General features: G+C 61.9%; 27 protein-coding genes and 1 pseudogene. 13 read left to right on the forward strand and 15 right to left on the reverse strand.

The genetic code is table 11. The features are described 5' to 3' along the window. Nucleotides 1-32: 32 nt before the first annotated feature. Nucleotides 33-716 carry a TetR/AcrR family transcriptional regulator gene (locus U5G49_RS00535; protein ID WP_193446322.1) on the reverse strand — a complete coding sequence of 228 codons (684 nt, stop codon included), beginning with the start codon at nt 714-716 and terminating at the stop codon, nt 33-35. A gap of 81 nt (nt 717-797) precedes the next feature. Here U5G49_RS00535 and U5G49_RS00540 point away from each other — a divergent pair, with 81 nt between their 5' ends. Beyond that, nucleotides 798-1538, forward strand: coding sequence for an SDR family NAD(P)-dependent oxidoreductase (locus U5G49_RS00540; RefSeq protein ID WP_193446321.1), 741 nt, complete (start codon nt 798-800; stop codon nt 1536-1538). Nucleotides 1539-1613: 75 nt separating this feature from the next. On the opposite strand, the gene U5G49_RS00545 is transcribed toward U5G49_RS00540, so the two are convergent. The 7 genes and pseudogenes from U5G49_RS00545 to U5G49_RS00570 all read right to left on the reverse strand — a co-directional run bounded on the left by U5G49_RS00545 (nt 1614) and on the right by U5G49_RS00570 (nt 7450). Next, nucleotides 1614-1994, reverse strand: coding sequence for a TfoX/Sxy family protein (locus U5G49_RS00545; protein WP_193446320.1), 381 nt, complete (start codon nt 1992-1994; stop codon nt 1614-1616). After that, nucleotides 1987-2349, reverse strand: coding sequence for a nuclear transport factor 2 family protein (locus tag U5G49_RS00550; protein ID WP_193446319.1), 363 nt, complete (start codon nt 2347-2349; stop codon nt 1987-1989). The genes U5G49_RS00545 and U5G49_RS00550 overlap by 8 nt, the downstream gene beginning before the upstream one ends. Beyond that, nucleotides 2346-2927, reverse strand: coding sequence for a TetR/AcrR family transcriptional regulator (locus tag U5G49_RS00555; RefSeq protein ID WP_193446318.1), 582 nt, complete (start codon nt 2925-2927; stop codon nt 2346-2348). Before U5G49_RS00555 ends, U5G49_RS00550 begins: the two co-directional genes overlap by 4 nt. 244 nt (nt 2928-3171) lie before the next feature. Further along, nucleotides 3172-4017, reverse strand: coding sequence for a putative bifunctional diguanylate cyclase/phosphodiesterase (locus U5G49_RS37295; RefSeq protein WP_246289433.1), 846 nt, complete (start codon nt 4015-4017; stop codon nt 3172-3174). A 21-nt stretch (nt 4018-4038) separates the two neighbouring features. After that, nucleotides 4039-4719 (reverse strand): annotated as a pseudogene (locus U5G49_RS37300) (diguanylate cyclase domain-containing protein); the annotation flags it as partial. 338 nt (nt 4720-5057) lie between these two features. Then, the gene (locus tag U5G49_RS00565; protein ID WP_193446316.1) at nt 5058-5732 is read right to left on the reverse strand and encodes a hypothetical protein; all 675 of its coding nucleotides are present in this window, start codon (nt 5730-5732) and stop codon (nt 5058-5060) included. A gap of 185 nt (nt 5733-5917) precedes the next feature. Continuing rightward, nucleotides 5918-7450: a winged helix-turn-helix domain-containing protein gene (locus U5G49_RS00570; protein ID WP_193446315.1), complete on the reverse strand. Its 1533-nt coding sequence runs from the start codon at nt 7448-7450 to the stop codon at nt 5918-5920. Between the two features lie 117 nt (nt 7451-7567). On the opposite strand from U5G49_RS00570, the gene U5G49_RS00575 reads away from it, so the two are divergent. After that, on the forward strand, nt 7568-8002 hold the full coding sequence (locus U5G49_RS00575) for a cupin domain-containing protein (protein WP_193446314.1): 435 nt from the start codon (nt 7568-7570) through the stop codon (nt 8000-8002). A gap of 19 nt (nt 8003-8021) precedes the next feature. Continuing rightward, entirely contained in the window at nt 8022-8504 is a 483-nt protein-coding gene (locus tag U5G49_RS00580; protein WP_018244585.1) for a RidA family protein, read from the forward strand. Between the two features lie 3 nt (nt 8505-8507). Here the strand turns inward: U5G49_RS00580 and U5G49_RS00585 are convergent, their stop codons facing one another. Both U5G49_RS00585 and U5G49_RS00590 read right to left on the reverse strand, forming a co-directional pair. Then, a complete protein-coding gene (locus U5G49_RS00585; protein WP_018244586.1) occupies nt 8508-8984 on the reverse strand; it encodes an RbsD/FucU family protein in 477 nt (158 codons plus the stop codon). After that, on the reverse strand, nt 8968-10215 hold the full coding sequence (locus U5G49_RS00590; protein ID WP_018447702.1) for an ROK family transcriptional regulator: 1248 nt from the start codon (nt 10213-10215) through the stop codon (nt 8968-8970). The genes U5G49_RS00585 and U5G49_RS00590 overlap by 17 nt, the downstream gene beginning before the upstream one ends. A gap of 227 nt (nt 10216-10442) precedes the next feature. Here U5G49_RS00590 and U5G49_RS00595 point away from each other — a divergent pair, with 227 nt between their 5' ends. The 7 genes from U5G49_RS00595 (at nt 10443) to U5G49_RS00625 (ending at nt 17349) form a co-directional block, all read left to right on the forward strand. Continuing rightward, complete coding sequence (locus tag U5G49_RS00595) at nt 10443-11462, forward strand: sugar ABC transporter substrate-binding protein (protein ID WP_003556143.1); 1020 nt, start codon at nt 10443-10445, stop codon at nt 11460-11462. Nucleotides 11463-11617: 155 nt separating this feature from the next. Then, the gene (locus tag U5G49_RS00600) at nt 11618-12682 is read left to right on the forward strand and encodes an ABC transporter permease (RefSeq protein ID WP_193446313.1); all 1065 of its coding nucleotides are present in this window, start codon (nt 11618-11620) and stop codon (nt 12680-12682) included. 2 nt (nt 12683-12684) lie between these two features. Next, nucleotides 12685-13467, forward strand: coding sequence for an ATP-binding cassette domain-containing protein (locus U5G49_RS00605; protein ID WP_112905852.1), 783 nt, complete (start codon nt 12685-12687; stop codon nt 13465-13467). Then, complete coding sequence (locus U5G49_RS00610) at nt 13464-14096, forward strand: nucleoside triphosphate hydrolase (RefSeq protein WP_113542686.1); 633 nt, start codon at nt 13464-13466, stop codon at nt 14094-14096. The genes U5G49_RS00605 and U5G49_RS00610 overlap by 4 nt, the downstream gene beginning before the upstream one ends. Nucleotides 14097-14208: 112 nt before the next feature. Continuing rightward, entirely contained in the window at nt 14209-15255 is a 1047-nt protein-coding gene (gene pyrC / locus U5G49_RS00615; protein WP_193446312.1) for a dihydroorotase, read from the forward strand. Nucleotides 15256-15432: 177 nt separating this feature from the next. Further along, the gene (locus U5G49_RS00620) at nt 15433-16611 is read left to right on the forward strand and encodes a GGDEF domain-containing protein (RefSeq protein WP_182563754.1); all 1179 of its coding nucleotides are present in this window, start codon (nt 15433-15435) and stop codon (nt 16609-16611) included. Between the two features lie 201 nt (nt 16612-16812). After that, a complete protein-coding gene (locus U5G49_RS00625) occupies nt 16813-17349 on the forward strand; it encodes a glyoxalase superfamily protein (RefSeq protein ID WP_193446311.1) in 537 nt (178 codons plus the stop codon). A gap of 1 nt (nt 17350) precedes the next feature. Here U5G49_RS00625 and U5G49_RS00630 read toward each other — a convergent pair whose 3' ends face one another. From U5G49_RS00630 to U5G49_RS00640, 3 genes are all read right to left on the reverse strand, one after another. Next, nucleotides 17351-17992 (reverse strand): glutathione S-transferase family protein, encoded by a 642-nt coding sequence (locus U5G49_RS00630; protein WP_193446310.1) that lies wholly within the window; start codon nt 17990-17992, stop codon nt 17351-17353. 98 nt (nt 17993-18090) lie between these two features. Next, a complete protein-coding gene (locus U5G49_RS00635; protein ID WP_018244595.1) occupies nt 18091-18588 on the reverse strand; it encodes an anthrone oxygenase family protein in 498 nt (165 codons plus the stop codon). Next, complete coding sequence (locus U5G49_RS00640) at nt 18576-19400, reverse strand: NmrA family NAD(P)-binding protein (RefSeq protein ID WP_193446309.1); 825 nt, start codon at nt 19398-19400, stop codon at nt 18576-18578. The genes U5G49_RS00635 and U5G49_RS00640 overlap by 13 nt, the downstream gene beginning before the upstream one ends. Nucleotides 19401-19501: 101 nt before the next feature. Here U5G49_RS00640 and U5G49_RS00645 point away from each other — a divergent pair, with 101 nt between their 5' ends. The 3 genes from U5G49_RS00645 to U5G49_RS00655 all read left to right on the forward strand — a co-directional run bounded on the left by U5G49_RS00645 (nt 19502) and on the right by U5G49_RS00655 (nt 21909). Then, complete coding sequence (locus tag U5G49_RS00645) at nt 19502-20158, forward strand: TetR/AcrR family transcriptional regulator (RefSeq protein ID WP_193446308.1); 657 nt, start codon at nt 19502-19504, stop codon at nt 20156-20158. Nucleotides 20159-20230: 72 nt separating this feature from the next. Beyond that, complete coding sequence (locus U5G49_RS00650) at nt 20231-20920, forward strand: orotate phosphoribosyltransferase (RefSeq protein ID WP_028731601.1); 690 nt, start codon at nt 20231-20233, stop codon at nt 20918-20920. Between the two features lie 62 nt (nt 20921-20982). Then, nucleotides 20983-21909, forward strand: a complete 927-nt coding sequence (locus U5G49_RS00655) for a carbohydrate kinase family protein (protein WP_193446307.1) — start codon at nt 20983-20985, stop codon at nt 21907-21909. 202 nt (nt 21910-22111) lie between these two features. Here the strand turns inward: U5G49_RS00655 and pgi are convergent, their stop codons facing one another. Together pgi and U5G49_RS00665 are read right to left on the reverse strand one after the other, a co-directional pair. Beyond that, a complete protein-coding gene (gene pgi, locus U5G49_RS00660; protein ID WP_193446306.1) occupies nt 22112-23737 on the reverse strand; it encodes a glucose-6-phosphate isomerase in 1626 nt (541 codons plus the stop codon). 185 nt (nt 23738-23922) lie between these two features. After that, entirely contained in the window at nt 23923-25623 is a 1701-nt protein-coding gene (locus U5G49_RS00665; protein WP_193446305.1) for a long-chain fatty acid--CoA ligase, read from the reverse strand. Nucleotides 25624-25779: the final 156 nt, after the last annotated feature.

Genomic DNA, 25779 nt, shown 5'->3' on the forward strand with positions numbered 1-25779 from the left:
CTACGGAGCTTCCGCGACCGACTGCCTAAAGGTTAGGCATGATCGGCGTAAGTCTGCCTGCGCTCAGCATCCCCGGTTCGAGTGTCCCAACCCAGCATGGCCAGCTTGGCCACGGCCTCCAGTTCGCCACGGGTCGCTCCGTCGCGGGCCAGGATCGACATGCCATTCTGAACGGTCTGCACGAAGCGGGCAAGCGCGTGGACGTCGGTCGAGACCGGAATTTCGCCTGCTGATATCGCCTGGTTCAGGCGCTGCTTCAGGCGGTCGAGCGTGACGGCGCGGGCGGCTCGCACGAGTTCGCCGAGTTCCACATGGCCCTCGCTGCCGACCGAAGAGAGCGCCACCATGCAGCCGCGGGGAATATCCACAACACAGCCGGTCAGGGCAGCGGCCGAATCCATCAGAAGCGACGTCACCGCTTCACGGGCCGTGCCCGCGGAGAGGAAGCCTGTCCAGACGAGCGCCTCGTTGTTGTCGCAATAGTGGCGCAACGCCTCGGCATAGAGGGCCTCCTTTGAGCCGAATGCCGCGTAGAGACTCGGCGATCCGATCCCCATCGCCTCGGTGAGATCGGCGATCGAGGTCGCCTCGAAGCCCTTGATCCAGAACAGGCGGGTTGCCCGCGCCAAGGCTGTTTCCCGATTGAACGCCCGCGGCCGCCCGCGACTGCGGGCAGGGGTTTTATCGACTTCCGAGATCTCATCCGATTTCTGCATCGATCATTATATAAACCCATTGACACCCCATCGCAACGTGCCTAGCTATTTATGTGTCGATCACTACAGAAAGAGAAGATCATGACAGAACTGGCTGGAAAGCGTGCCCTGGTAACAGGCGGCTCGCGTGGCATCGGTGCCGCCATCGCATTGGCGCTTGCCGACAAAGGCGCTGATGTCGCCATCACCTATGAGCGTTCGGCCGATCGCGCGGCCGAAATCGTCCGGGCGATCGAGCGCAAGGGCCGCAAAGCGCTTGCCATCCAGGCCGACAGCGCCGATCCGGCAGCCGTGAAGCGCTCGGTCGACGAAGCGGCCCGGGCACTTGGCGGTCTCGACATTCTCGTCAACAATGCCGCAATCGCGCTTTACGGTGCGATCGCCGACGTCAGCGTCGAGCAGATCGATGCGCTGCTGGACGTCAATGTGCGGTCGCCCTTGCTCGCTTCGCAGGCCGCGATTCCCTATCTGCAGGCGGGAGGCCGCGTCATCACGATCGGCTCGGTCGGCGCCGAACGCATCGTCGGTGATACCGGTACGGTCTATTTCATGACAAAATCCGCGCTCCACTCGTTTACCCGCGGCCTCGCGCGGGAACTCGGATCTCGCGATATCACCGTAAATCTGGTCCAGCCGGGTTCGACCGACACCGATATGAATCCCGCCGACGGCGACTTCGCCGACTTCCAGCGTGCCCTCATCCCACTTGGCCGTTATGGCGAACCGGAAGATGTGGCGGCCGCTGTGGCGTTCCTCGCAAGCCCTGCTGCAAGGCACATCACCGGAACCATTCTCACAGTGGATGGCGGCCTGAACACCTGAATCGGGAGGTGTTGCTTCCGGCCCTCAAAAGACAGGGGGACCGACAGATGTCGGCCCTTCTTTCTCACTTATGCGTTAGCCAAACGAGGTGACGGCCAGCATCGTGTCGGAGAGCCTGTGGCCGGGCGTGGGGGTCGCGTGCAATGCGCGCTCCGCGTAGCTGTGCAGCAGCGCGGGATCGTCGATCACATGTGCCGGAACGGCGTAGTAGCGGCGAACCGTCACCTCCCTGCCGGCGGCGCGGTAGCTGAACGGTTCGGAGCCATCTGCCTCGAACTCCGCGCGCATCGCTTCGTCGACGCGGAGATACAGCGTGCCCTTCATGACGAACCCGAACTGCGCGCCGTTTCGAACCAGGGCGGATCCGCCGAAGAAGCGCCTGATATCGATGCAGCCGGCTGGGGCGATCTGGCTGGCAAAGTCGAGCGCCAGCCCGCGTGTCGCCTCGCTAGTCATGGTGCTGCTCCGCCAGAAGATCGAAGAAGCCGGTGATCGCGCCGAACCGGCCATCGGAAATCACCCCGAAACTCGTGCCGGTCTGCAAGACCCTCTCGTCTTCGTGGCGCAGTGCCCAGCGCGCCAGAGAACGGTCATTATGGTGGAGAACGCTCAATATCTTGAACCGGCCTCCCGGCATGCTCTCCTTGAAGCCGGCCATATAAGCCGAGAGACCGGCGCGCCCCGCGACCGCTCCATTCGGGTCGCAATAGGTCACCTCGTCAGCGAGGCAAGCCAGCATTTCCGGCTCGCGAGCGTCAGCGTCCAGCGACCAGATGGCTGCATATCGATTCCAGAGTGCCTCAGGTGTCATGACATCGTCTCCAGTTGATTGAATTCATCTTCTATCGCCTGCCGCAGGCCGGCCTTGTCATCACCGCCGCGAATGAGCACGAGGAGTCCCTGATAGAAGGCCAGAAGGCGGGTGGCTGTCCTGTTCGCTTTGGCTCCGTCAGCGTCTCGAGCGATGGTCGGCACTTCGGTCAGCCTCGAGCGGAATGTGGTACGAAGGAGGCCGAGCGCCGCTTCGACACGGGGATGCGGATTGACGCCGCCGCCGAATTCCACCGCCATATTGGTGATCAGGCAGCCAAGGGAGCCATCGTCGGGCTCATGCAGGAGCGAGAGGAACAATTCGCGCAACCCCTGAAGCCCGCTTCCTGGCGGCGCAAACCGCTCGATCCGTCCCCCCAGCACGGTTCGGTGGTAATGTTCGAACGCTGTGTCGAAGAGGCCGGCCTTGTCGCCGAAGGCGTGATAGATGCTTCCGCCCTTGAGCCCCGTCGCCTCCTCGAGGTCTCGGATTGATGCAGCTTGATAGCCCTGCTTGCGAAAGATGTGCATCGCCCCCGTCAGCACCGCCTGCTCATCGAATTCCCGCGTTCGGCCCATCGTCACTCCGATTCTTTATCGATTGTTCTAGAATGACTGATAAAGAATTCAAACGCAACGGCCTCCCGTGACTTTCGGCGAAATTCTCGCCTGGACGGCCTCGGTCATCCCATGCGCGTGGGCACCCATCGCTTAAGGTTTAGGATGATGCTTCGGTGGAATGGCCGGTCGGCCAGGTGGACAGCGCTTGTTCGACGACAGCCTCCAGCATCTCCATGCTGAACCCGACATACCGCGGCCCCCATCAACCGCGTTGCAAAATTCTGGCGCTGACCTGGCCTGTGGCAAGCTTCTCGGCCGGCGCTGGCCTGCCAAGCAGATACCCTTGGCCGATGTCGCAACCCAGGTCCTGAAGCCGCTGAAGTTGGCTCTCCTCTTCGATACCCTCGGCGGTTATCGTCACGCCAAGTCCCACACCAAGAGCGATGATCGCCTTGATCACCTTGTCTTGCTTATCATTGGTCTCGAATGAAGAGACGAAACTCCTGTCGATCTTGATCTTGTCGAACCGGTAATTGGAAAGTTGTGAGAGGCTGGAATATCCTGTTCCAAAGTCGTCGAGAGCAATCTTGACCCCCGCATTCACCAGATCGTCAAGGACGATTCGTGCCGTGACAGCGTCCTGGATGATGGCGCTCTCCGTCACCTCAAGCTCGACCCTGTGCGCCGGCAGACCGACATCGCCCAATATCTTGAGAATTCGCAGGCCCAGCAGTCGGTCGCTCAGTTGGATCGGAGAAAGGTTGAATGACAGGACGAGCTCGTTTGGCCAGGAAAGCGCATCGGTGCAGGCGTGGCGAAGCAGTTGGTCTGTCAATTCGACGATCAGACCGGCTTCCTCTGCCACAGGAATGAATTCGTTCGGTGGGATGAATTCGCCGGAGGCCGTCTTCCAGCGCGCCAGCGCCTCGAAGCCGATAATCCTATTCGTCTTCAGGTCTACGAGAGGTTGATAGTAGGGAACGATCTCAGCCTTCTTGATGGCTGCTCTCAGATCCGCTTCCACTCGAATCCGTTTCGCCAACTCGTCCTGCATCGAAGCCACGAAGGGCTTCACCAGATTGCGCCCCTGCTTTTTCGCCACATACATCGCACAGTCGGAATGTCGAATGACTTGACTGAGGTCATCGCCGTTCTCCGGAAAAAGCGCGAAGCCGACACTGGCGCCGAGGTCGACGGCGACACCATTGAATGTGAACGGCTTGCCGATCACGGTCACTATGCGGTTCCCCAACGCGACAAGATCGGGATTTCCAGTGCGCCGCGCCAGAACAACGAACTCGTCTCCGCCAAGGCGGAAAACGTGCTCGCGGGGAAAGAGGGAAGAGAGCCGCTGGGCAACAGTCTTCAGCACCGCATCCCCGTGATCGTGCCCGAGGAGATCATTGATCTTCTTGAAGCCGTCGAGATCGATGCTGAACACGGCGTAGGTTTCTTGTGCCCTTTGATCGGTCATCGCCTGTGCGCATACGGAATCCAGAAACCTGCGGTTAGGCAGTTCGGTCAGCGTGTCGTGACAGGCGATCCAGTCAACGTTCTTTTCGGCCTGCAGCCTGCGATTGACCTCCCTCGAAAGATCCCGGATCCTCAGCGCGGAATAAATCAGCCCGAGAAACCCGGAGATATTGAGGGCGAGGAGCGCGTGGTCCAGCGGATAGTCATGATGCTTTTCGATGAATCCATCCAGCCCTTCATGCCATTGGAAGAGCCAAGACAGGCAGAAGAGAAGCAGGAAGATCGCGAGCCAGGCAACGATCTCCATCTGCGGTCTGGTTGGTTGGATGCGAGGCATATGAACAGGCTCCTGTTGTGTGAAGAGCCGTCATGGCCAGTTTGCTACGCTCGTATCAGCGAATGCCGACGACGGATGGCGCAACGTCACGGCATCGGCGGTCCCAGGCCGTGATCGAAGACCGCCTCAATTCATTCGGGCGGAATTAAGAGGGCCGGTATCGCAATGGCTGATGAAGCCGCGCAGCACCGACAAATCCCAAAGATCGTGCGCTTGGTAGGTTAATGGTGGGTTGCCTTTACGAAGGCACGGGAGTTTCGCTGCGCACAATGGATATCTTTGCCGTAAATCGGATGAGGATTCGGTTCCTGTCCATCGGTCGCGCATCCCGGAGCCGATCAACCTGCCAGCATCGTATCCGCCAGGCTGTAGCAGTGGCTCGCCTGATAGGCGTTCCGGCCCCGGTTCATGTGCGTCACATTGAAAGTCCGAATGGCGCGCAAGATGCGGCGCTCCGCGAGGAATTTGCGGATCGAGGCCGAGCCCCGCACATTGATGCCGAAAATGTTCTCGCCGCGCGGAAAAAAGTAACCGACGTCTTCGGGCGTCGTGACGCAGTGCTCGAGAAAGGCCTCGTCCACGTCGCCCTGCGCGGGTGAATGGTCGGTGGTGAAATGCGAAAGATGCACCAGGAATCGTGCACGCAGACCTTCACCGTCGGCGTAGAGCGTGAAAAACTCCATCCAGCTCGCATTAACGCGGACGAGCGGCTTGTCGGAAGTCGAGGGCAGACATGAAACCGACCAGTAGTGACGCTCGGTCTTGCGCGGGATGGGGATGCAGGTCTGCCCGTATACCCCGAGAATTTCCAGAACGTCTTGCGCCTGCGGGCGACGAAGCAGCTTCTGGAACCGCGCGACGTACTTGAACCGCTGTTCCAGGGACTCCAGACGCTCTTCGGCGTCGATCAAGTCTGCCTCGCCTTCTATCCAATCCCGCTGCTGCTCAGGATCCAGAAACTTGCGCAGGCCGGTGGTGCTGCGACGAGGGGTCGTGCTTATGTCAGGTGCCATGCGAGATCCGTCTTCTCATCGCTTCACCGGCCTGATCCCGCGACGTCGGCTCCTGGTGGTGAGGCGCCATTCGCAGCCGAGCGGTTTGCCGGCGCGGTGGACCAACGCACCGGCCGCACAATTACATCCATCGAACGAGTGGCGAAGACTGCCCTTCAGCCGGCCCGAATGCCTAACCGGTCGTTTTAACGTTCCGCCTCTTCCAGCAGCTCGTTCAGGCGGGTGGCCCATTCCTTGTTGCCATCTCTGAAAGGACCAAGCGCATCGCCGGCGGCTTCGGGAAGGTCGCTGGCCGCCGCAGCAATGCGGCGAGCCTGCTCACGATGTCCCACGGCCGTATGGCAGCACGCCTGAATGCGCAGAAGCGCCGGCCAGTCAGGCCGCGCCTTTAACGCCGTATGTCCCGTTTCGAGCGCGCGCTCCACGTCGCCCGAAAAGAACAATGCAAGCATCAAGAGGCTGAACCAAACCCCATTCTGCGGATCATGGGGGTTCAGTTCGAGGCCGCGAGCCAGGGGCTTGCGCGCGCCGGCCGCATCTCCCGAAAAAAGACGGGCCATGCCGAGGACGAGATAGCCCAAGGCGAAACTCGAACCGAGTTCGATGGATCGTTCCGCTGCGAGGATCGCTTGGTCAGCCCTGCCTGTATAGGCCGACACAATCGCCAGCGCATAGTGCGAATACGGGTTTCGCGCATCGAGATAGATCGCTCGCAGCGCCGCATCCAATCCTTCCTTCCCGTCCGCCGCGGGGTTATCACTCCAGCCGTAGGCAATGAGGCCCGCATTGACCCGCGCCCGCCAGATCTGCGCCTCCGGCAGCAGGGGATCGAGCTCCGTGGCCTCGCGGAAAAATCGCCGTGCCATGAGGTGGGTGGACTGCGTGACCTTGTGGAAATGGAATGTGCCTTGCCGGACAAGATCCCAGGCAGTGATGTTGCCGGTGTGCGGAGCCACCTGAAGCCCATGGCGCAACAGCAGCTCGGGCTCGATCGCCGCTGCAATCCGCTCGGCGATGGCATCTTGCACCGCAAATACCTCGGTCATCTGAAGATCGTAATGTTCGGACCAGACGGTGGCGCCTTTCGCTGCGACGGCGAGGTGCACCGATATTCGGATCCGATCGCCGATATACCGAACAGCTCCATCCACGAGAAAATCGACGCCAAGTTCGCGCGCGATAGATTGCGGATCCCTCGAGCCATTCCTCCTTGTGAAACTTGCCCCACGTAACGCGACCCGGAACCATCTGAACCGGACGAGCGCCATGATCAGGTCGTCGGTGATGCCGTCGGCCAGATACTGTCTTTCACCATCGCCGCCGAGATTTTCGAACGGCAGTACCGCAATCGCCGGGATCGAACCGGTCTGCGCATGCCATCCGCTATCGGCTGCGTCGGTCCGGCTCTCCACCGGGCCGGAGAATCTGTACCCGACGCGCGGAACCGTGACGATCCATTCGCTGCCGTCTGATGCAGGGCCGAGCAGCTTGCGAAGGGCAGCAATCTGAACGGAAAGATTGCTTTCCTCGACGGCCAATCCCGGCCAAACGGCATCCATCAGGGCGGACTTTGGGACGACACCCCCCTGAGCCGAAAGCAGAACGGCAAGCAGCGAAGCACCTCGGGCGCCGATAGCGACTGGCCTATTGTCGCGAAACAGGCATCCGTTCTCGGCAATGAACTCGAAGTGGCCGAAGGCAAGGTGCTTGGTGTTCATGGCCCGGAATGATACCCGATTTCGCAGTTTTTCGGAATTTTTCGGCCCCGCTTCAGGACTTGCGCCGGCTGAGCGCGCAGATTCCGCTTCAGTGCAGCGGTTGAAGTGGTGAGAGTGATGAAGAACGAAGCAACGCAACCGAAAAATCCGCAGGTATCAACTGCGAAAGTCGTACGCGGGAGCGGCAGCCATGTCGCCGAGCAGGGGTCTGTCTATCGCTCAGGTGTCTCGGCGGAAAGCGTCGGATCAACCATGCTGTGGCTCGGGACGATTTCGCTACCCGCAGGCAGACGAACCAAGGCCCATCGCCATGAGGGACACGAGACCGCCCTTCTCATGACCGCGGGCCAAGAGATCGAGATCTGGTCGGGGACGAAGCTCGAACAGTGCGAATTGGTCCACGCCGGCGACTATCTCTTCATTCCGGCCGGCGTTCCCCATGTGGCCGTCAATCGCAGCACCGAAAACGCCGAGTTCCTCGGTGCCCGCAATGACCCCGCCGCCAACGAGAGCGTCGTTCTGATGCCGGAGCTCGATAACATCGTACCTTGATCATGCCGGGAGGTGCACCATGGCCATCATCGAACAACGTCTGGCCGAAATGGGTCTTGAATTGCCCGAGCCCTTGAAAGTTCGCGAAGGGCTGCGAATGCCCTTCGTCTGGGTTCGGGTGCGCGGCAACCGCGCCTACATTTCGGGTCACGTCGCGTGCAACCGCGATGGGACATTGGCAACCCCGCTTGGCAAGGTCGGAGCGGAGGTCTTGCCAGAGCAGGGTTACGCGTCGGCCCGGCTCGTTGCCCTGGCCCATCTCGCCAGTCTCAAACGTGCTGTCGGAGACCTTGATCGGGTCACGGCTTGGCTGCGCGTCTTCGCCATGGTGAATGTTGCTCCGGGTTTCGATGAGACGCCGCTGGTCACAAACGGCTATTCCGATCTGATACTGGAGCTGTACGGGCCCAACGTTGGCGCCCACGCCCGCTCGTCCATCGGCATGGCCATCCCTTTAAATGCGCCCGTAAACTGTGAAGCGGAGGTCGAAATCGACGGGTGACCGCTAGTAGACGAACGGGTCTACCCCGGCGGTTCCGTGGACGCCCGGCTCTTTCGGATAGATCACGCCCTTGCGCAGGATGATGTTGGCATAGAGCCTGGGCTCGCCGGTCTGGATCACCGCATGGGCGGTCTTCACCCTTCCGTAGAAATCCTGGCCGATCAGCGGCACCACCTGCCGGTGCGGCTCATGGCGGGCGCAGCAGTCGATCATCTCCTCATGCACCGGATCGAGCTTGTCGCGCTCGGCCTTGACGGTCGAGCGGAAGATCGCCTCCGCCACGAAATCGTCGATCGGCAGCACGCTGAGCACGGCATTGAGGACCGGGATGAGGTGGTGGCCGTCGAGCCGTATCAGCCGGCGGGCATGTTCGACGCCCGGATAATTGCCGTCGACGATGGCGATCTCGTCGCCGTGGCCCATGGCGCGAAGCGTAAAAAGCAGCTCCGGGCTCAACAGCGGATCAAGTCCTTTCAGCATGGTCTACCTCCTTGAAGAGTACGTTCTGGTCGGTGAGGTAACGCGCAAATATCGGCAGGCTGGCGCCGCCGATGGCGCGCGCCTGCGCGCCGACCGCGCCCTCGATGATTTCGGGCATGACGACGCCCTGCAGGTCGAGCTTGGCGGCTTCGTCGATCGTGGCTTGCACGACGCGGCTGCGCACCCAATCGGGAAAGCCGCCGTCGATGACAGCCGCGCTGAAATCGACGATCGAGGCGGCGGCAACGATCGCCTGCGCCAGCGCCTTGGCGCTATCCTGGATCCAGGCTTCCATCGGCTCGCCGAAATCCACCCAGCCGTCGGCGGAATACCACAGCGGCTCGGGATCGATGCCCCGCTCGCGCAGCATGTTCTCGAGCACGAAAATCGAGGCGATTTCAAGCAACTGCATCGTCTCGCCGTTCTTGCCGCGCACAGGCAGCGGCCCGATCGCGCCTGCCGTGCCGGTGCGGCCGGAAAAGATCGCCGAATTCAGGACGATGCCGCCGCCGATGAAGGAGCCGATGAAGAAATAGACGAAATCCGGATAGGACGGTCCGACGCCGAAGACGAGCTCGGCGCCGCAGGCGCTGGTCGCATCGTTCTGCATGAAGACCGGATGGGAGACGCGCGCGGCGATGTCGGCCTGCAGGTCGACGTCGCGCCAGACCTCCATGGCGCCTGGCGGCGCACCCACCTCTTCGGCCCAGTTCCAGAGCTCGAAGGGGGCGGCGATGCCGAGGCCGGCGATGCGGCCGCGCTGCTTGTCGTCGAGCCGGTCTTCCAGTTCCCGGATGCCTGAGGTGACGAAGGCGAGGATTTCATCCGGCAGCGGATAGGCATAGGTTCGGTGCAGCTGCATGCGGATGCGGCCGACGAAATCCATCAGCACCAGATCGGCGCTGCGCCGGCCCATCTTCAAGCCGAAGGAATAGACGGCATCGGGATTGATATGCATCGGGATCGACGGCTGGCCGACACGGCCGCGCACCGGTTCCCCGCGCGACAGCAGCCCTTCCTTCTCCAGCACCCGCATGATGACGGAGACGGTCTGCGCCGACAGCCCGCTGCGGCGCGCAATATCGGCCTTCGACAGCGCGCCGTAGAGACGCACCAGCGACAGCACGAGCCGTTCGTTATAGGCGCGCACCCTGACCTGGTTCGCACCGCCGGCCGGATTCAGAATTGGTGGCGGAACCGGTGTGTGTTCCGGTCCTTCCAAGGACGACATGGCCGCTCCTCCCGATTGTTGGCCTATGCCCTAATTCGATTGAGCATGCCACATCGAATTAATAATTCAATTGGATTTATTTATTGACAAGCCGATTTCTTTTCGCTCTTAATTGCCGTCGTCAAGGGCACGGGACCGCTGGGAGGCGTTAGCGATCCACGGCGAAGTGCTATATCTTAAATTCCGGCCCCGCAGGGGCGGCGCCGGCAAACTCTGGGAGGAGTTCCATGAAGAAATCTGTTCTCGCTTTCGGCGCGCTCGCGCTTGGTGTCACCTTTTCCGCTCCTGTCATGGCGGCTGACGTTGCTGCCTGCCTGATCACCAAGACCGACACCAACCCCTTCTTCGTCAAGATGAAGGAAGGTGCGACCGCCAAGGCCAAGGAACTCGGCGTCTCGCTGAAGTCCTATGCCGGCAAGGTCGACGGTGACAGCGAAAGCCAGGTGGCCGCGATCGAAAGCTGCATTGCCGACGGCGCAAAGGGCATCCTGATTGCTGCTTCCGACACCAAGGGCATCGTGTCTTCGGTCAAGAAGGCGCGCGATGCCGGCCTGCTGGTCATCGCTCTCGACACACCGCTCGAGCCGGCCGATGCCGCCGACGCCACCTTCGCCACCGACAACCTGCTCGCCGGCAAGCTGATCGGCCAGTGGGCCAAGGAAACGATGGGCGACAAGGCCAAGGATGCCAAGGTCGGCTTCCTCGACCTGACCCCGTCGCAGCCGACGGTCGACGTTCTGCGCGACCAGGGCTTCATGATGGGCTTCGGCATCGATCCGAAGGACCCGAACAAGATCGGCGACGAGGACGATGCTCGTATCGTCGGTCATGACGTGACCAACGGCAATGAAGAAGGCGGCCGCAAGGCCATGGAAAACCTTCTGCAGAAGGATCCGAGCATCAACGTCATCCACACGATCAATGAGCCGGCCGCTGTCGGCGCCTATCAGGCGCTGAAGGCCGTCGGCATGGAAAAGAACGTGCTGATCGTCTCGGTCGACGGCGGTTGCCCGGGCGTGAAGTCGGTCAAGGAAGGCGTCATCGGCGCCACCTCGCAGCAATATCCGCTGATGATGGCAGCCCTTGGCGTCGAAGCGATCAAGAAGTTCGCCGACAGCGGTGAAAAGCCGAAGCCGACCGAAGGCAAGTCCTTCTACGACACCGGCGTGTCGCTCGTCACCGACAAGCCGGTCTCCGGCGTCAAGTCGATCGACACCAAGGAAGGCACGGACAAGTGCTGGGGCTGAGGCCTGATTGTTGAAAGCAGAGCGGCCGGGGCTTGATCCCCGGCCGTTTTCGACGGACGATGTGCCGTCGCCTCACGAACCGGCTAATCAAAGACCGGATGGATATCGGTGACGGCCCCCGCGCGAGTTCGGCGCGCGGATGCGGAGGAGGAACCATGACCGGAACACAGGAATTCGAACGTGTCCTCGACGGCAGCGACAAGAGCGTTGCCTCCTTCGAGCACGAGAAAGTCTCGCTGATCAAGCGCGCGCAGCATTTTCTGCACTCGACGCCGGCCGCCGTGCCGCTGATCGTGCTGGTGCTGGCGATCGTCATCTTCGGGATCACCATCGGCGGACGGTTCTTCTCGTCCTATACGCTGACGCTGATCCTGCAGCAGATCGCCATCGTCGGTATTCTCGGCGTCGCCCAGACGCTGGTCATCTTGACCGCCGGCATCGATCTTTCGATCGGCGTCATCATGGTGATCTCGGCCGTCATCATGGGCAATGTCGCGATCACTTACGGCATACCGACACCGATCGCGGTCGCAGCCGGCATGCTTGTCGGCGGCCTTTGCGGATTGCTGAACGGCTTCCTCGTCGCCTACATGAAACTGCCGCCCTTCATCGTCACGCTCGGCACCTGGAACATCGTCATGGCGACGAATTTCATCTATTCCGCCAATGAGACGATCCGCGATACCGACGTCGACGAAAAGGCGCCCCTGCTGCATCTTTTCGCCGTGAGCTTCAAGCTCGGCAGCGCCGTGCTCACCCTCGGCGTCATCGCCATGGTGCTGCTCGTCTTGGTGCTCTGGTATGTCCTCAATCACACCGCCTGGGGCCGGCATGTCTATGCCGTCGGCGACGATCCGGAGGCAGCCAAGCTCTCGGGCATTCAGACCAAGAAGGTGCTGCTGACCGTTTATGCCATATCAGGCGTCATTGCCGGCTTGGCCGCCTGGGTCTCGATCGGCCGCAACGGCTCGATCTCTCCGTCTTCGGCCGTCACCGATTTTAACCTCCAGGCGATCACCGCGACTGTGATCGGCGGCATCTCGCTGTTCGGCGGCCGCGGCTCCATTCTCGGCACGCTCTTCGGTGCCATGATCGTCGGCGTCGTCTCGATGGGCCTCAACATGCTCGGCGCCGACCCGCAATGGAAAGTCCTTTTGACAGGCGTGCTGATCATCGCCGCCGTCGCCATCGATCAGTGGATCAGAAAGGTTTCGGTGTAATCATGGCTCGCGAACCCCTTCTCACCGCCCGCGGTCTCGTCAAGCGTTATGGCCGCGTGACCGCGCTCGACAATGCCGATTTCGACCTCTATCCGGGTGAAATTCTCGCCGTCATCGGCGATAACGGCGCCGGCAAGTCCTCGCTGATCAAGGCGATATCGGGAGCTGTCACCCCGGACGAGGGGGTGATTACCCTCGAAGGCCGGCAGGTGCAGTTCCGCTCGCCGATGGAAGCGCGCGAGGCCGGCATCGAGACCGTCTATCAGAATCTCGCTTTGTCGCCGGCGCTGTCGATCGCCGACAACATGTTCCTCGGCCGCGAGATCCGCAAACCGGGCGTGCTCGGCTCCATGTTGCGCATGCTCGACCGGCCGGCCATGGAAAAGCTGGCGCGCAACAAGCTGTCCGAACTCGGCCTGATGACCATCCAGAACATCAACCAGGCGGTGGAAACGCTCTCCGGCGGTCAGCGCCAGGGTGTCGCGGTCGCCCGTGCCGCCGCCTTCGGCTCGAAGGTCATCATCATGGACGAACCGACGGCAGCCCTTGGCGTCAAGGAAAGCCGCCGCGTGCTGGAGCTGATCCTCGATGTCAGGGCCCGCGGCCTGCCGATCGTGCTGATCTCCCACAACATGCCGCATGTCTTCGAAGTGGCCGACCGGATCCATATCCACCGCCTCGGCCGGCGGCTGACGGTGATCGATCCGAAGGAATACACCATGTCCGACGCCGTCGCCTTCATGACCGGCGCCAAGGCGGTGCCGACGGAGCCCGTCGCGGCATGACGGCACGCATCGACGAAATCGCCGGCGCAGTTCTTGACCGCGCCGGCCATTCCAAACGTTTCCTGATCGCCATCGCCGGACCGCCGGGTGCCGGCAAATCCACCATGGCCGACAATCTGGCGGAAGCGCTGAAAGCCAGGGGCGAAAGTGCCGAAGTCCTGCCGATGGATGGCTTCCACATGGACAACGCCATCCTGATCGAACGCGGCCTGCTGGCGCGCAAGGGTATCCCCGAGACCTTCGACGTTCGTGGTTTCCTCGATATCATCCGCGCCGTCAGGCTGGCCGATCAGGAGGTTCTGGTGCCGGTCTTCGACCGCTCGCGTGAACTCGCCATCGCCTCGGCCCGCCCTGTTTCCCCCGATCACCGCTTCATCATCGTCGAGGGCAATTACCTGCTGTTTTCGCTGGGCAAATGGGCCGAACTCGAAGGCGTCTTCGACTTTTCGATCATGCTGGCGCCGCCGATCGAGGTGCTCGAGGAGAGGCTCTGGGCGCGCTGGCGCGGTTATAAGCTCACCGAAGAGGCCGCCAGCGCCAAGGTCTACGGCAACGACCTGCCGAACGGCCGGCTGATCCTCGAAAACCGCCGCCCGGCCGATGTGACGCTGGAGATTGCGCTGGCGTGATGCCGCGCGACATTCATGAAAAAAAGAGCTAAAGCGCGTCGCATGATTCAATTTCAATGCGACGCGCTTTAGTGTTATCGAGGCCGCAGACGCATCGCTTCGGAGGCCTGCCATGCAATCGATCACCATTCGCCGTCCTGATGACTGGCACCTGCATCTGCGCGATGGCGCCATGCTGGAGGGCGTGATCGCCGATACGAGCCGCACCTTCGCCCGCGCCATCATCATGCCCAATCTCGTGCCGCCTGTCGTCACCACCACTGACGCCAAGGCCTATCGCGAGCGTATCCTCAAGGCCTTGCCGGACGGCCATCGCTTTCAGCCGTTGATGACGCTTTATCTCACCGAACATACCAGCCCCGATGACGTGGAGGAGGGGAAGAACAGCGGCCTCATCACCGCCGTGAAGCTTTATCCCGCCGGCGCCACGACCAATTCGCATGGCGGCGTGCGCGACATGGAAGAGGCGATGCCGGTGCTGGAGCGCATGGCGAAGATCGGCCTGCCGCTCTGCGTCCATGGCGAGGTGACGACGCCGGATGTCGATATCTTCGACCGCGAGGCCGTCTTCATCGACACCGTGCTCGATCCGCTGCGGCAGCGCCTGCCGGAGCTGAAGGTGACGATGGAGCACGTGACGACATCGGATGGCGTCGATTACATCAAGGCGGCCAAGGGCAATCTCGCCGGCTCGATCACCACCCACCATCTGATCATTAACCGCAACGCCATCCTCGTCGGCGGCATCCGCCCGCATTATTACTGCCTGCCGGTCGCCAAGCGCGAAAACCACCGGCTGGCTCTGCGTGCGGCCGCCGTCAGCGGTGACGCCCGCTTCTTCCTCGGCACGGATTCCGCCCCGCATGTCGATCCGCTGAAGGAATGCGCCTGCGGCTGCGCCGGCATCTATACCTCGGTCAATACGATGAGCTGCCTCGCCCATGTCTTCGAACAGGAGGGCGCCCTGGAGCGGCTCGAAGCCTTCGTGTCGCTGAACGGGCCGGCCTGGTACGGGCTCCAGCCGAACGAGGAGCGCATCACCCTGTCAAGGCAGGCCGAGCCGGTCGTCTTTCCCGCGAGGATTGAAACCGGAGCCGGTCCGGTGACGGTGTTCGATCCGATGTTTCCCCTGCATTGGCAGGTGGTGCAGCAGGCGTAAGCTTTCTGAATTCAATTTTAAATAGAATATTCATCTTAAATTTCGGCGCGACGTTAAACGCGTAACATTTGCATTGTGCAGTGCATCATTTGTTAACGGATGCATAAGACATTCCTCGTCGCGGAGCCCATAAGCTGCCAACATCTGGCGCGGCAACAGCTGCGGAGACTGAAAAGCATGACGCTTGACTATAACTCTCTCTTGCTGGCGCTCGGCGTCTCCGCGGCATGCCTTGCCGTCACGCTGATGGGCAGTTGGATTGTCCGCCGGGCGGAAACGGTGCTGCTCACCGCCACCATCGGCCTGGTCCTCGTCGTCAGCGGCATTTTCGTCTACAGCGCCTACGTCAATACGCCGGAGACATGGCTGGGCGTTGCCAATTTCGTGCTGTTTCATGCCGGCTTTGCCACCATATGGGGGGCAGGCAGACAGTTCCTCACCGGCCGCCTGTCTATCCCGGCCATCGCGATCCGCGCGCTTGCCGCGATGGTCTTCTCCGTCGTGCCGATGCTATCAGGGTATGACGGCCTGGCCTTCATCGCCGACAATCTCGCTATCGCCCTTTTGCTCTTTGCCACCGCCCGGCAATATTGGCTCGCCCGTGCCGAAGCACCCGCGCCGCTCCTCGGCATTACCGCGCTCTATACGCTGACGGCGATCTCCTTCGTTCTCTGCGCCGCCGTGCTGATCTCCGACGGCAAGCTGGTGCTCGGCAAGGCGCCCAGCAACTGGGCGGAGGATCTCAGCCTCGCCGTCTGCATCGCCGGCATGACCGGGATCGGTGCGCTGTCGTTGGCGCTGCATCAATGGCGGCTCGCTGCCCGCCACCGTCTCGATGCGATCACCGATCCGCTGACCGGCCTGCTCAACCGCCGCGCCCTGTTCGACGAGTACGGAACGCGCCCGATGGGCACGACCACCGCCGTCATCGTCTTCGACATCGACCATTTCAAATCCGTCAACGACCGCTTCGGCCATGCTGCCGGCGATCGCGTGCTCAAGGTCTTCGCCGGCGAACTCGCGGCCAGCTGCCGCACCGGCGACACCGCCGCCCGGCTCGGCGGCGAGGAATTTGCGCTGGTGCTGAAGGAAATCATGCCCGGCCGGGCGGAACTGACGGCCGAGCGCATCCGCCGGGCTTTCGAGGCGCGCGAGATCCATATCGATGACGAGGTGCTGACATGCACGGTCAGCGTCGGCGTCGCGCCCGGCCGCTCGAAGCCACAGGATTTCGACGCCATGCTGAGTGCCGCCGACAAGGCGCTCTATGTCGCCAAGCGCGCCGGCCGCAACCGTGTCGAGCTTGCCGGCCATCTGCAGGCCGTTCCCGTCGAGGCAGCGCGCACCGCGTCTTGATCGCCGATCGATCCTCTCATACTATCGCCTTCGGCCGGATGCGGCCAGCCGCCCCGCGACGCTCGAGTTTGACGCTCTGGCGTTATGGTGAATGCATCAAACAACATCCTTCACATCCTTGCCGTTAGGCGATCGATGGCGAACGGGTCAGCAGACGCGGGCACCGATCTTCCTGTTTGCCGTCAACGGAAGGATGACTTCATGCGCGATTTTCGCGATGCCAAGCTCATGGCAAAAACATTGCGGCAGGCCCTGGCCGACCGCGACATTTCGCTCACCCACAGCGAAACGCTCGAAATCGTTGCCCGGCAGTTCGGGCTCGATCAATGGAATATTCTCTCGGCCAAGATAGAGGAGGCGGGCGCCTCCCGCTCGGTCATCGGCATCGAGCCGCCGATGCCGATCTTCCGCATCTTCTCGGTCGAAAAAGCCCTGGAATTCTATTGCGGCTTCCTGGGCTTCCGTCTCGATTGGGAGCACCGTTTCGGCGAAAATTTTCCGCTCTATTGCCAGGTTTCGCGTGACGGCATGGCGCTGCACCTGAGCGAACATTCCGGCGACGCCAGCCCCGGCGCCAAGGCCTTCGTCCGCGTCGCCAATGTCCGGGCCTATCACGCCGAACTCTCAGGCAAGGACTACCGCTACATGAAGCCCGGTGTCGAGGAAGAGCCGTGGGGGCTGGAGATGACCGTCATCGACCCCTTCAGCAACCGCATCGTCTTCTGCGAGCAGACGTAGTCTAGGGCATCGCGCCGGCATTGGAGTGCGGGTCGATGCTATAGGGATAGACTGGATAATCGGCCCCGATGGCATCTCCAACGCGGTCAGACCAGGCGACGAAGGCGGGATAGGCCGCAAGAGAAAACCCGCAATCCTCGGCCCGGTGGCTATAGGCGTAAACGGCGATATCGGCGATCGTCAGCTCCTGGCGGACAAGAAATGGGCTGTCGGTCAGGCCGTGATCGATGGCGGCGAGGGCGCGGGTTGCGGCTTCGCGCTTGCCCGCAACCATGCTCTGGCTACGCTCCAGCCGTCCCGTCAATGTCCAGAAGCGCAGCGAGCCGATGACCGGCTCGACATGATACTGTTCGAAGAACAGCCATTGCATCACCTTGGCGCGCAGATAGTGGTCTGACGGCAGGAAGCGCGTGTCCTCGGCGAGAAAAGTGAGGATCGCATTGGATTCGCCGATCGGACGCCCGTCGTCGAGTTCGAGGACCGGAATGGCGCCCACCGGATTGAGTTTCAGGAACGCCTCGGTGCGGCTCTCGCCCTCGAAGATCGAGACGATACGACTGCGGTAGGGTATGTCGAGCAGGCCGAGCAAAACCCTGACCTTCCAGCCATTTTGCGACGGCAGATAATCGTGAAGTGTGAACATGGCGGTCCTTTCGCGGCAATCGGCTCATGTTCACACGCCGGCCGCGAACCAACCACCCGATTCCTGACGGGGACGTCGGATCGTCGGGAAGCAATCATTCAAACGATCATCAGCGCCCGCACGAAGGCCACCGAGGCCAGTAGCGAGGCGATTGTTCTCACATGGTTCCACCATGTCCAGTCCCTGACATAGCTGGTCCAGAGCTGAACCGCTTCCGGCCCATTGCCGCCGACCTTCGCCAGTGCATCGTTCATCGGCACGTTGAAGACGATGGTCGAGACGAAAGAGGCAAAGACATAGAGGGCTGCTCCGCCCAGCATCAGAAAAGATGCCCCGCCGCGCCAGTCGATCAGGGCGAGCACGGCGATGACGATGCAGAGGATCGCCGTCGGCACGAAGAGGCCCATGAAGGGCGAGCGGACGATCGTCACGTTGATCGAGTTCATCGCCGCGATGCCTTGCTCTGCCGGAATCCGCGAGAAGGCGGTCATGATGAAGGTCGAGAAGGCGAAGAAGATGCCGGCGACAAGGCCGCTGCCGATCGCCGCCGCCGCGAGGGAGAGGATGAGAATGATCTGCATAGTCAGGCGCTCCATATTCCGGTTGCCGCGGTTTGGCGGGCATATTCGCTGAAATCGGTGGCGGGGCGGCCAAGAATTTCGGTGACGCCGCCCATCACGTTGGAATTGCGCCCATCGAGCACCTGGCCGAAGAGCTCCTCCAGAAGATCGATCAGGCCCTGAGGCAGGCCGGCAGCCGCAAGCCCGCCGGTGAAATCCGCCATCGAGACCTGCTGATATTCGATCGGCCGCCCAGTGGCTGCGGCGATTTCGCCGACCGCCTGCCGGAAGGTCAGCGCCCGAGGGCCGGTCAGTTCGTAGGTCTGGTTGCGGTGGCGCGGGTCGGTCAAGGCGGCGACGGCGGCATCGGCGATGTCGTCGGCATCGATGAAGGGCTCACCGATCTCGCCCGCCGGCAATTGCAGCCGGCCGCCAATGATCTGGTCGACAAAGGCGCCCTCGCTGAAGTTCTGGCAGAACCAGGAGGCGCGCAGGATGGTGGTATCGATGCCGGAAGCGGTCAGCGCCGCTTCGCTGCGCTGCGCGCGCTCTTCGCCGCGGCCGGAGAGCAGCACGATATGCTCAAGGCCGCATTCCACGGCGACCTTAGCGAGCGCTTTGATCGCCTCCGCCGCCCAGGCGACGGCAAGGTCCGGCTGGAAGGCGACATAGGCGCTCGATGCGCCCTCAAGTGCGCCGCGCCAGGTCGACCTGTCCTCCCAGTCGAAGGGACGGGCGCTGGAGCGCGACGCCGCGCGAACGGTCAGGCCGCGCGCTTCCAGACGCCTGATGATGCGGCCGCCGGTCTTTCCCGATCCGCCGACGATGACGATTTCGGAAGTCTGCATGTCAAAACTCCTTCCAAATGTTGCAAACAAGAGAAACTCTCTCATTTGCAAAATGAGATAATCTCTCTTATTTTGTTTGTCAACGTGGGAAAGGAGAGATTATGTCGGAACAGCCGGTCGCAACGCGCAGGCGCCAGCAGGAGTCTACCGGCCAGCCGCGCCGCATCCCCAGCCAGCAGCGCGGCCGCGAGCGCTTCGAAAAGATCCTCGCGGTTGCCTCGCAACTGATCGAAAGCCACGGCAGCGATGGCTTGAAGATGAGCGAGATCGTCGAAAAGGCCGGTCTTTCCTTCGGCGCCCTCTACCAATATTTCCCCGACAAGACCTCGATCATCCGCACATTGGCCGAGCGCTTCAACGAGCAGGGCAGGCGGTGCGTCGAAGAGGAACTGGCGAAGGTGACCGACGCTGCGGCCCTGCAGCGCGCGCTCACCAATATCGCTGATGAATATTATGCCTTCTTCCGCCGCGAGCCCGTTATGCGCGACATCTGGCATGCGACCCATACCGACAAGCTGCTGCAGCAGGTCGATGCCGAGGACATGGAATTTCATGCCCAGGCATTTCTCGCCGTGCTGATCCGTCTATGGCCGGATCGCGACCGCAAGGAGCTGCTGGCGATCGCGCGGCTGACGATGCAGCTGCTTGCCGCCGGCGTGCGTTATGCCGTTTCGCTGGATGCGGAGGAGGGCGCTCAGGCGATTGCCCTGTTCAAGAAGATGCAGATCGCCGATATCGGCCGTCTGCTGCTGGCATGAGCGCGCCTTTCGTCTGGAAACGTCGGGCTCTTGCTGCTATTCCCGCAAGGATCCAAGCCGAAGGAGAGCCGCATGATCCAGACCACATTTCCCGACCGCGCCGTGATGGCCGAATTGTTGGCCAAGATGCTCTGGGAGATCAAGGCGGTGCATTTCAATGCCGCTCAGCCCTATAAACTCTCCTCCGGCATGGCGAGCCCGGTCTATATCGATTGCCGCAAGCTGCTCTCCTTTCCGCGCATCCGCTCGACGGTGATGGATTTCGCCGCCAGCACCCTGCTGCGCGATGCCGGTTTCGAGCAGTTCGATTGCATCGCCGGCGGCGAGACCGCCGGCATCCCCTTCGCCGCCCTGCTGGCAGATCGTCTCGGCCTGCCGATGATCTATGTCCGCAAGCAGCCGAAGGGCCATGGCCGCAACGCCCAGATCGAAGGCAATATGCCGGAAGGCTCGCGCGTGCTCGTCATCGAAGACCTGACGACAGCAGGCGGCAGCATGTTCAAATTCATCGATGCGGTCCGTGCCGCCGGCGGCGTCGTCGATCATGGCATCGCGCTGTTCTTCTACGGCATCTTCGGTGAACAGCGTTTTGCCGACGGCAAGGTCAGGCTGCATCACATCGCCACCTGGCGGAATGTTCTGGCCGTCGCCAAGGAGCAGAAGCTCTTCGACGACAAGACGCTGTCGGAAGTCGAGGCCTTCCTCGATGCGCCGCTGGCCTGGTCGGGAAGGAATGGTGGGGTTAGTGAGCTTTCGCTCTAGCCAGTTGACAAAAGCTCGCTTAATCGGTTGATGAACGTATAGATGCTGTTGGGAGGAATACGATGATTTTGTGCTGCGGCGAAGCCTTGATCGACATGCTGCCGAGGGACACGACGCTGGGCGAAAAGGGCTTCGCCCCCTATGCCGGCGGCGCGATCTTCAACACCGCAATCGCGCTCGGCCGCCTCGGCATCCCCACGGCCTTCTTCACCGGCATCGCCGATGACATGATGGGCGAAATCCTGCTGGAAACGCTGAAGGCGAGCAATGTCGATTACAGCCCATGCGCCATTACGCCGCGTCCCTCGACCATCGCCTTCGTCAAGCTGGTGAACGGCCAGGCGACCTATGCCTTCTACGACGAAGGCACCGCCGGCCGCATGATCACCACGGCCGACCTGCCTGTTCTCGGTGACGATTGCGAGGCGCTGCATTTCGGCGCAATCAGCCTGATCCCGAGCCCTTGCGGCGAAACCTACGAGGCGCTTCTCGACCGCGAAGCCGCTCGCCGGGTCATCTCGCTCGATCCGAATATTCGTCCGGGTTTCATCAAGGACAAGCCGGCGCATATGGCCCGCATCAAGCGCATGGCCGCTAAATCTGACATCGTCAAATTCTCCGACGAGGACCTCGAATGGTTCGGCTTGGAAGGCGACCATGATGCGCTCGCCGCCCACTGGCTGAACCACGGCGCCAAGCTCGTCGTCATCACCAAGGGCGCGGAAGGCGCCTCTGGCTATACCAAGGAGCGCAAGGTGACGGTCCCGAGCGAACGGGTCACCGTCGTCGACACGGTCGGCGCCGGCGATACCTTCGACGCTGGCATCCTCGCGTCGCTGAAGATGGATAATCTGCTGACCAAGCCTCAGGTGGCCAATCTTGACGAAAAGGCGCTGCGCAACGCCGTGACCCTCGGCGCCAAAGCCGCCGCCGTCACCGTCTCCCGCGCCGGCGCCAACCCGCCCTGGGCACGCGAGATTGGGCTTTAGGGCTCAAGCCCAGCTTCGCCCCTCATCCGCCTGCCGGCACCAACCGGGGTCGAGCCACGTGTCTCGCCCCGTCCTTCGGACCCCCGTAAAAGGGGCGAAGGGACAATGCCGCGGCCTCTCGATTCCCATTGACGTCTCGCGTGGCACGTCCCCTCTCCCCGCGCGCGGGAAGAGGGTTAGGTGAGGGGCAAATCTTGAACGGTTACTTCGCAAGCTTCGCCAGCGCCGCAACCAGGCCCTGCGTCGACGAGTCATGCGATGCCGCACTTTCCTTGCCTTCGACGACCGGCAGCAGGCCCGTCGCCAGTTCCTTGCCGAGCTCGACGCCCCACTGGTCGAAGGAATTGATGCGAAAGAGCACGCCTTCGACGAAGACGCGGTGTTCGTAGAGCGCGATCAGGCGGCCGAGCGCGTAAGGGGTCAGCTTGTCGTAGACGAAGGTGATCGACGGCCGGTTGCCGTTAAAGACGCGGTGCGGCGCGATGAAATCGGCCTTTTTGTCGTCCATGCCCTTGTCGGTCAGCTGCTTCTTGGCTTCTTCGAAAGTGCGTCCCTTCATCAGCGCTTCCGACTGGGCGAGAACGTTGGAGATCAGCAGCTGGTGCTGGTGGCGCAGCTCCGGCTCGAAGGCGTTGGCGGCGATCATGAATTCGGCCGGGATGATGCTCGTGCCCTGATGGATGAGCTGGTAGAAGGCGTGCTGGCCGTTGGTGCCGGGCTCGCCCCAGACGACAGGGCCGGAATTGCCCTCGACCGGCGTGCCGTCAATGGTGACCCCCTTGCCGTTCGATTCCATGTCAAGCTGCTGCAGATAGGCCGGGAAGCGCGACAGGCGCTGGTCGTAGGGCAGGATGGCGCGGGTGGGGTAGCCCAGCACATTGCGATGGTAGAAGCCGATCAGGCCGAGCAGCATCGGCAGGTTTTCGGTAATCGGCGCCTTACGGAAATGATTGTCGACGGCATGCGCGCCGTCGAGGAATTTGCCGAAATTCTCCGGCCCGACGGCGATCATCAGCGGCAGGCCGATCGCCGACCAGATCGAGTAGCGGCCGCCGACCCAGTCCCAGAAGCCGAAGACGCGGCCGCTGTCGATGCCGAAGGCGGCGACCTTGTCGAGTGCCGTCGAGACGGCGGCGAAGTGGTGCTGCACGGCGGCTTCGCCGAGCGCCTTGGCGATGAAGTTGCGGGCCGTCTGCGCATTGGTCATCGTCTCGACGGTGGTGAAGGTCTTCGAGGCGACGATGAACAGCGTCGTTTCCGGCTGCACCAGCTTCAGGATGTCGGCGATATGGGCGCCGTCGATATTGGAGACGAAATGCGCGCGCGGACCGTCATGGAAGGGGGCAAGCGCCAGCGTCGCCATGACAGGGCCGAGATCCGAGCCGCCGATGCCGATATTGACGACATCGGTGATCGCCTTGCCGGTGGCGCCCTTCAGCGTGCCGGAGCGGACGTCGTCGGCAAACTTGCCCATGGCGGCAAGCACCGCATTGACGTCGGGCATGACGTCCTTGCCGTCGATCAGAACCGGTGTGTTGGAGCGGTTGCGCAGCGCGGTGTGCAGAACGGCGCGGTCCTCGGTGAAATTGATCGCCTTGCCGGAGAACATTTCCTCGCGCTTCTTCTCGACGCCGCCGTCTTCGGCGAGCTTCACCAAGAGCTCGAGGATGTCGTCATTCACCGCCGTCTTGGAAAAATCCATCAACAGGTCGTCAAGCGAGACGGAAAAGCGCGAAAAGCGCTCCGAATCGGCGGCGAAGGCGGCACGGATATCGGTCGCCTTGGTGGCATCAGCGGTGCTTTTCAGCTGTTCGACGATGGCGTTCATGGGAGGCTCCTTTGGAGGCGGAAAGGTTGCGGAAACTATTCGCTTTCTCACTCGCAAATCAAGTTCAGCCACCTGCCGAAATGGAAAAAAGCCACCCGCGGCAAGCGGGTGGCTTTAATTTCATTACAGCGCCGCGCGTCCGAAAGACGCGCAAAGGACGCTGTAACACTTTAAATTCGTCAAATTCAGCCGCGCAGGTCCTTGCGCAGGATCTTACCAACAGGCGACTTCGGCAGCTCGGTGCGGAACTCGATGAAGCGCGGCCGCTTGTAGTTGGTGAGGTTGGCGATGCAGTGGGCTTTGACCTCCGCTTCCGTCAGGTTCGGATCCTTCCTGACCACGAAGAGTTTTACCGCCTCGCCCGAATGTCCGTCCGGCACGCCGATGGCTGCGGCCTCGAGGATGCCGGCATGCATGGCGGCGACTTCCTCGATCTCGTTGGGATAGACGTTGAAGCCGGAGACGAGGATCATGTCCTTCTTGCGGTCGACGATCTTGGTATAGCCGCGGTCGTCCATGAAGCCCATGTCACCTGAGCGGAAGTAGCCGTCATCGGTCATCACCCGCGCCGTCTCCTCAGGCTTCTGCCAGTAGCCGGCCATCACCTGCGGCCCGCGAATGCAGATCTCGCCGACGTCGCCGAGCGGCAGCGAATTGCCCGCCTCGTCGCGGATATCGAGGTCGGTGGAGGGAAGCGGCAGGCCGATCGTGCCGGTGAACTCCGCCGAATCGAAGCGGTTGGCGGTGGCAACCGGCGATGTCTCGGAAAGGCCGTAGCCCTCTGTGACTGCCGTGCCTGTCATCTTCAGCCAGCGGTCGGCGACCGGGCGCTGCACAGCCATGCCGCCGCCGAGCGACATGATCAGCGAGGAGAAGTCGAGCTTGGCGAAATCGGCATTGTTCATCATCGCATTGAACAGCGTGTTGAGGCCGGGGAAGATATGGACCTTCGACTTTTCGAATTCCTTGACGAGACCGGGAATGTCGCGCGGATTGGCGATCAGGATATTGTGGGCGCCGAGCGACATGCCCATCAGCGAATTCACCGTCAGCGCGAAGATGTGGTAGAGCGGCAGGGCGCAGAGGAAATTCAGCACCTCCGGCTCTTTCTTGCGCTCGAAGGCGGATCGAAGCCAGAGCGACAGCTGCACCTTGTTGGCGAGCAGGTTCTGATGCGTCAGCACCGCGCCCTTGGCAACGCCCGTCGTGCCGCCGGTATATTGCAGGAAGGCGATGTCGCTGCCTGTCAGCGTGACCGGCTGGAGCTTTTTTCCCGCACCTTCGCGGAGCACCTGGCCGAAGCTCTTGTGCTGAGGGATCGACCAGGAGGGAACGAGCTTCTTCACCTTGCGCACGACGAAATTGACGATCAGCCCCTTTGGCCCCAGCATTTCCCCGAGCGAGGTGACGACGACATGGCGAAGGTCGGTCTTGTTGAGAACCTGCTCCACCGTGCGGGCGAAATTCTCCAGCACGAAGATCGCCTTGGCGCCGGAATCCTTCAACTGGTGTTCGAGTTCGCGCGGCGTATAGAGCGGGTTGACGTTCACCACGACGAGGCCGGCGCGCAGGATGGCATAGGTGGCGATCGGGTTTTGCAGCACGTTCGGCATCATCACGGCGACGCGGTCGCCCTTCTGAAGGCCGGTGCTCTGCAGCCAGGCGGCGAGTTTGCGCGTCTGGCTCTCCAGTTCGCGGTAGCGCATCCCCTTGCCCATGCTGGAAAAGGCGGTCCGGTCGGCGTAACGGGCGCAGGATTTTTCCAGCAGTTCGGCAAGCGAGGCATATTCCAGCGGCGGAATCTCTGCCGGAACAATATCGGGATAGGCGGCAAGCCAGGGCTTGTCCGGCCTGGCGCCGTTTGGATGGACGGAAATGCTGTTCATCTGTCTCTCTCCCCTGCGGCCGCCGCGCCGACATCATTCGGCAGATAACCGGAAAGATCCTCCATCTTCCAGTCCGGCAGCTTATGCGATTGCCTGAATGGTTCAAGCCGAATGAAGCTATACTAACCTTGACGTAAACGTCAACATTCCGCCCGC

The organism is Rhizobium indigoferae, from assembly GCF_034554815.1.
Taxonomy (GTDB): Bacteria; Pseudomonadota; Alphaproteobacteria; order Rhizobiales; family Rhizobiaceae; genus Rhizobium; species Rhizobium leguminosarum.

Bases quoted from the DNA above. Each gene is read 5' to 3' on its own strand.
- U5G49_RS00555 (WP_193446318.1), bottom strand. From the start codon at position 2,927: ATGGGCCGAACGCGGGAATTCGATGAGCAGGCGGTGCTGACGGGGGCG.
- U5G49_RS00620 (WP_182563754.1), top strand. From the start codon at position 15,433: ATGACGCTTGACTATAACTCTCTCTTGCTGGCGCTCGGCGTCTCCGCG.
- U5G49_RS00590 (WP_018447702.1), bottom strand. From the start codon at position 10,215: ATGTCGTCCTTGGAAGGACCGGAACACACACCGGTTCCGCCACCAATT.
- U5G49_RS00580 (WP_018244585.1), top strand. From the start codon at position 8,022: ATGGCCATCATCGAACAACGTCTGGCCGAAATGGGTCTTGAATTGCCC.
- pyrC (WP_193446312.1), top strand. From the start codon at position 14,209: ATGCAATCGATCACCATTCGCCGTCCTGATGACTGGCACCTGCATCTG.
- U5G49_RS00655 (WP_193446307.1), top strand. From the start codon at position 20,983: ATGATTTTGTGCTGCGGCGAAGCCTTGATCGACATGCTGCCGAGGGAC.
- U5G49_RS00635 (WP_018244595.1), bottom strand. From the start codon at position 18,588: ATGGAGCGCCTGACTATGCAGATCATTCTCATCCTCTCCCTCGCGGCG.
- U5G49_RS00625 (WP_193446311.1), top strand. From the start codon at position 16,813: ATGCGCGATTTTCGCGATGCCAAGCTCATGGCAAAAACATTGCGGCAG.
- U5G49_RS00575 (WP_193446314.1), top strand. From the start codon at position 7,568: ATGAAGAACGAAGCAACGCAACCGAAAAATCCGCAGGTATCAACTGCG.
- U5G49_RS00540 (WP_193446321.1), top strand. From the start codon at position 798: ATGACAGAACTGGCTGGAAAGCGTGCCCTGGTAACAGGCGGCTCGCGT.
- U5G49_RS00565 (WP_193446316.1), bottom strand. From the start codon at position 5,732: ATGGCACCTGACATAAGCACGACCCCTCGTCGCAGCACCACCGGCCTG.
- pgi (WP_193446306.1), bottom strand. From the start codon at position 23,737: ATGAACGCCATCGTCGAACAGCTGAAAAGCACCGCTGATGCCACCAAG.
- U5G49_RS00570 (WP_193446315.1), bottom strand. From the start codon at position 7,450: ATGAACACCAAGCACCTTGCCTTCGGCCACTTCGAGTTCATTGCCGAG.
- U5G49_RS00630 (WP_193446310.1), bottom strand. From the start codon at position 17,992: ATGTTCACACTTCACGATTATCTGCCGTCGCAAAATGGCTGGAAGGTC.
- U5G49_RS00650 (WP_028731601.1), top strand. From the start codon at position 20,231: ATGATCCAGACCACATTTCCCGACCGCGCCGTGATGGCCGAATTGTTG.
- U5G49_RS00605 (WP_112905852.1), top strand. From the start codon at position 12,685: ATGGCTCGCGAACCCCTTCTCACCGCCCGCGGTCTCGTCAAGCGTTAT.
- U5G49_RS00550 (WP_193446319.1), bottom strand. From the start codon at position 2,349: ATGACACCTGAGGCACTCTGGAATCGATATGCAGCCATCTGGTCGCTG.
- U5G49_RS00640 (WP_193446309.1), bottom strand. From the start codon at position 19,400: ATGCAGACTTCCGAAATCGTCATCGTCGGCGGATCGGGAAAGACCGGC.
- U5G49_RS00545 (WP_193446320.1), bottom strand. From the start codon at position 1,994: ATGACTAGCGAGGCGACACGCGGGCTGGCGCTCGACTTTGCCAGCCAG.
- U5G49_RS00585 (WP_018244586.1), bottom strand. From the start codon at position 8,984: ATGCTGAAAGGACTTGATCCGCTGTTGAGCCCGGAGCTGCTTTTTACG.
- U5G49_RS00600 (WP_193446313.1), top strand. From the start codon at position 11,618: ATGACCGGAACACAGGAATTCGAACGTGTCCTCGACGGCAGCGACAAG.
- U5G49_RS00535 (WP_193446322.1), bottom strand. From the start codon at position 716: ATGCAGAAATCGGATGAGATCTCGGAAGTCGATAAAACCCCTGCCCGC.
- U5G49_RS37295 (WP_246289433.1), bottom strand. From the start codon at position 4,017: ATGTATGTGGCGAAAAAGCAGGGGCGCAATCTGGTGAAGCCCTTCGTG.
- U5G49_RS00645 (WP_193446308.1), top strand. From the start codon at position 19,502: ATGTCGGAACAGCCGGTCGCAACGCGCAGGCGCCAGCAGGAGTCTACC.
- U5G49_RS00610 (WP_113542686.1), top strand. From the start codon at position 13,464: ATGACGGCACGCATCGACGAAATCGCCGGCGCAGTTCTTGACCGCGCC.
- U5G49_RS00665 (WP_193446305.1), bottom strand. From the start codon at position 25,623: ATGAACAGCATTTCCGTCCATCCAAACGGCGCCAGGCCGGACAAGCCC.
- U5G49_RS00595 (WP_003556143.1), top strand. From the start codon at position 10,443: ATGAAGAAATCTGTTCTCGCTTTCGGCGCGCTCGCGCTTGGTGTCACC.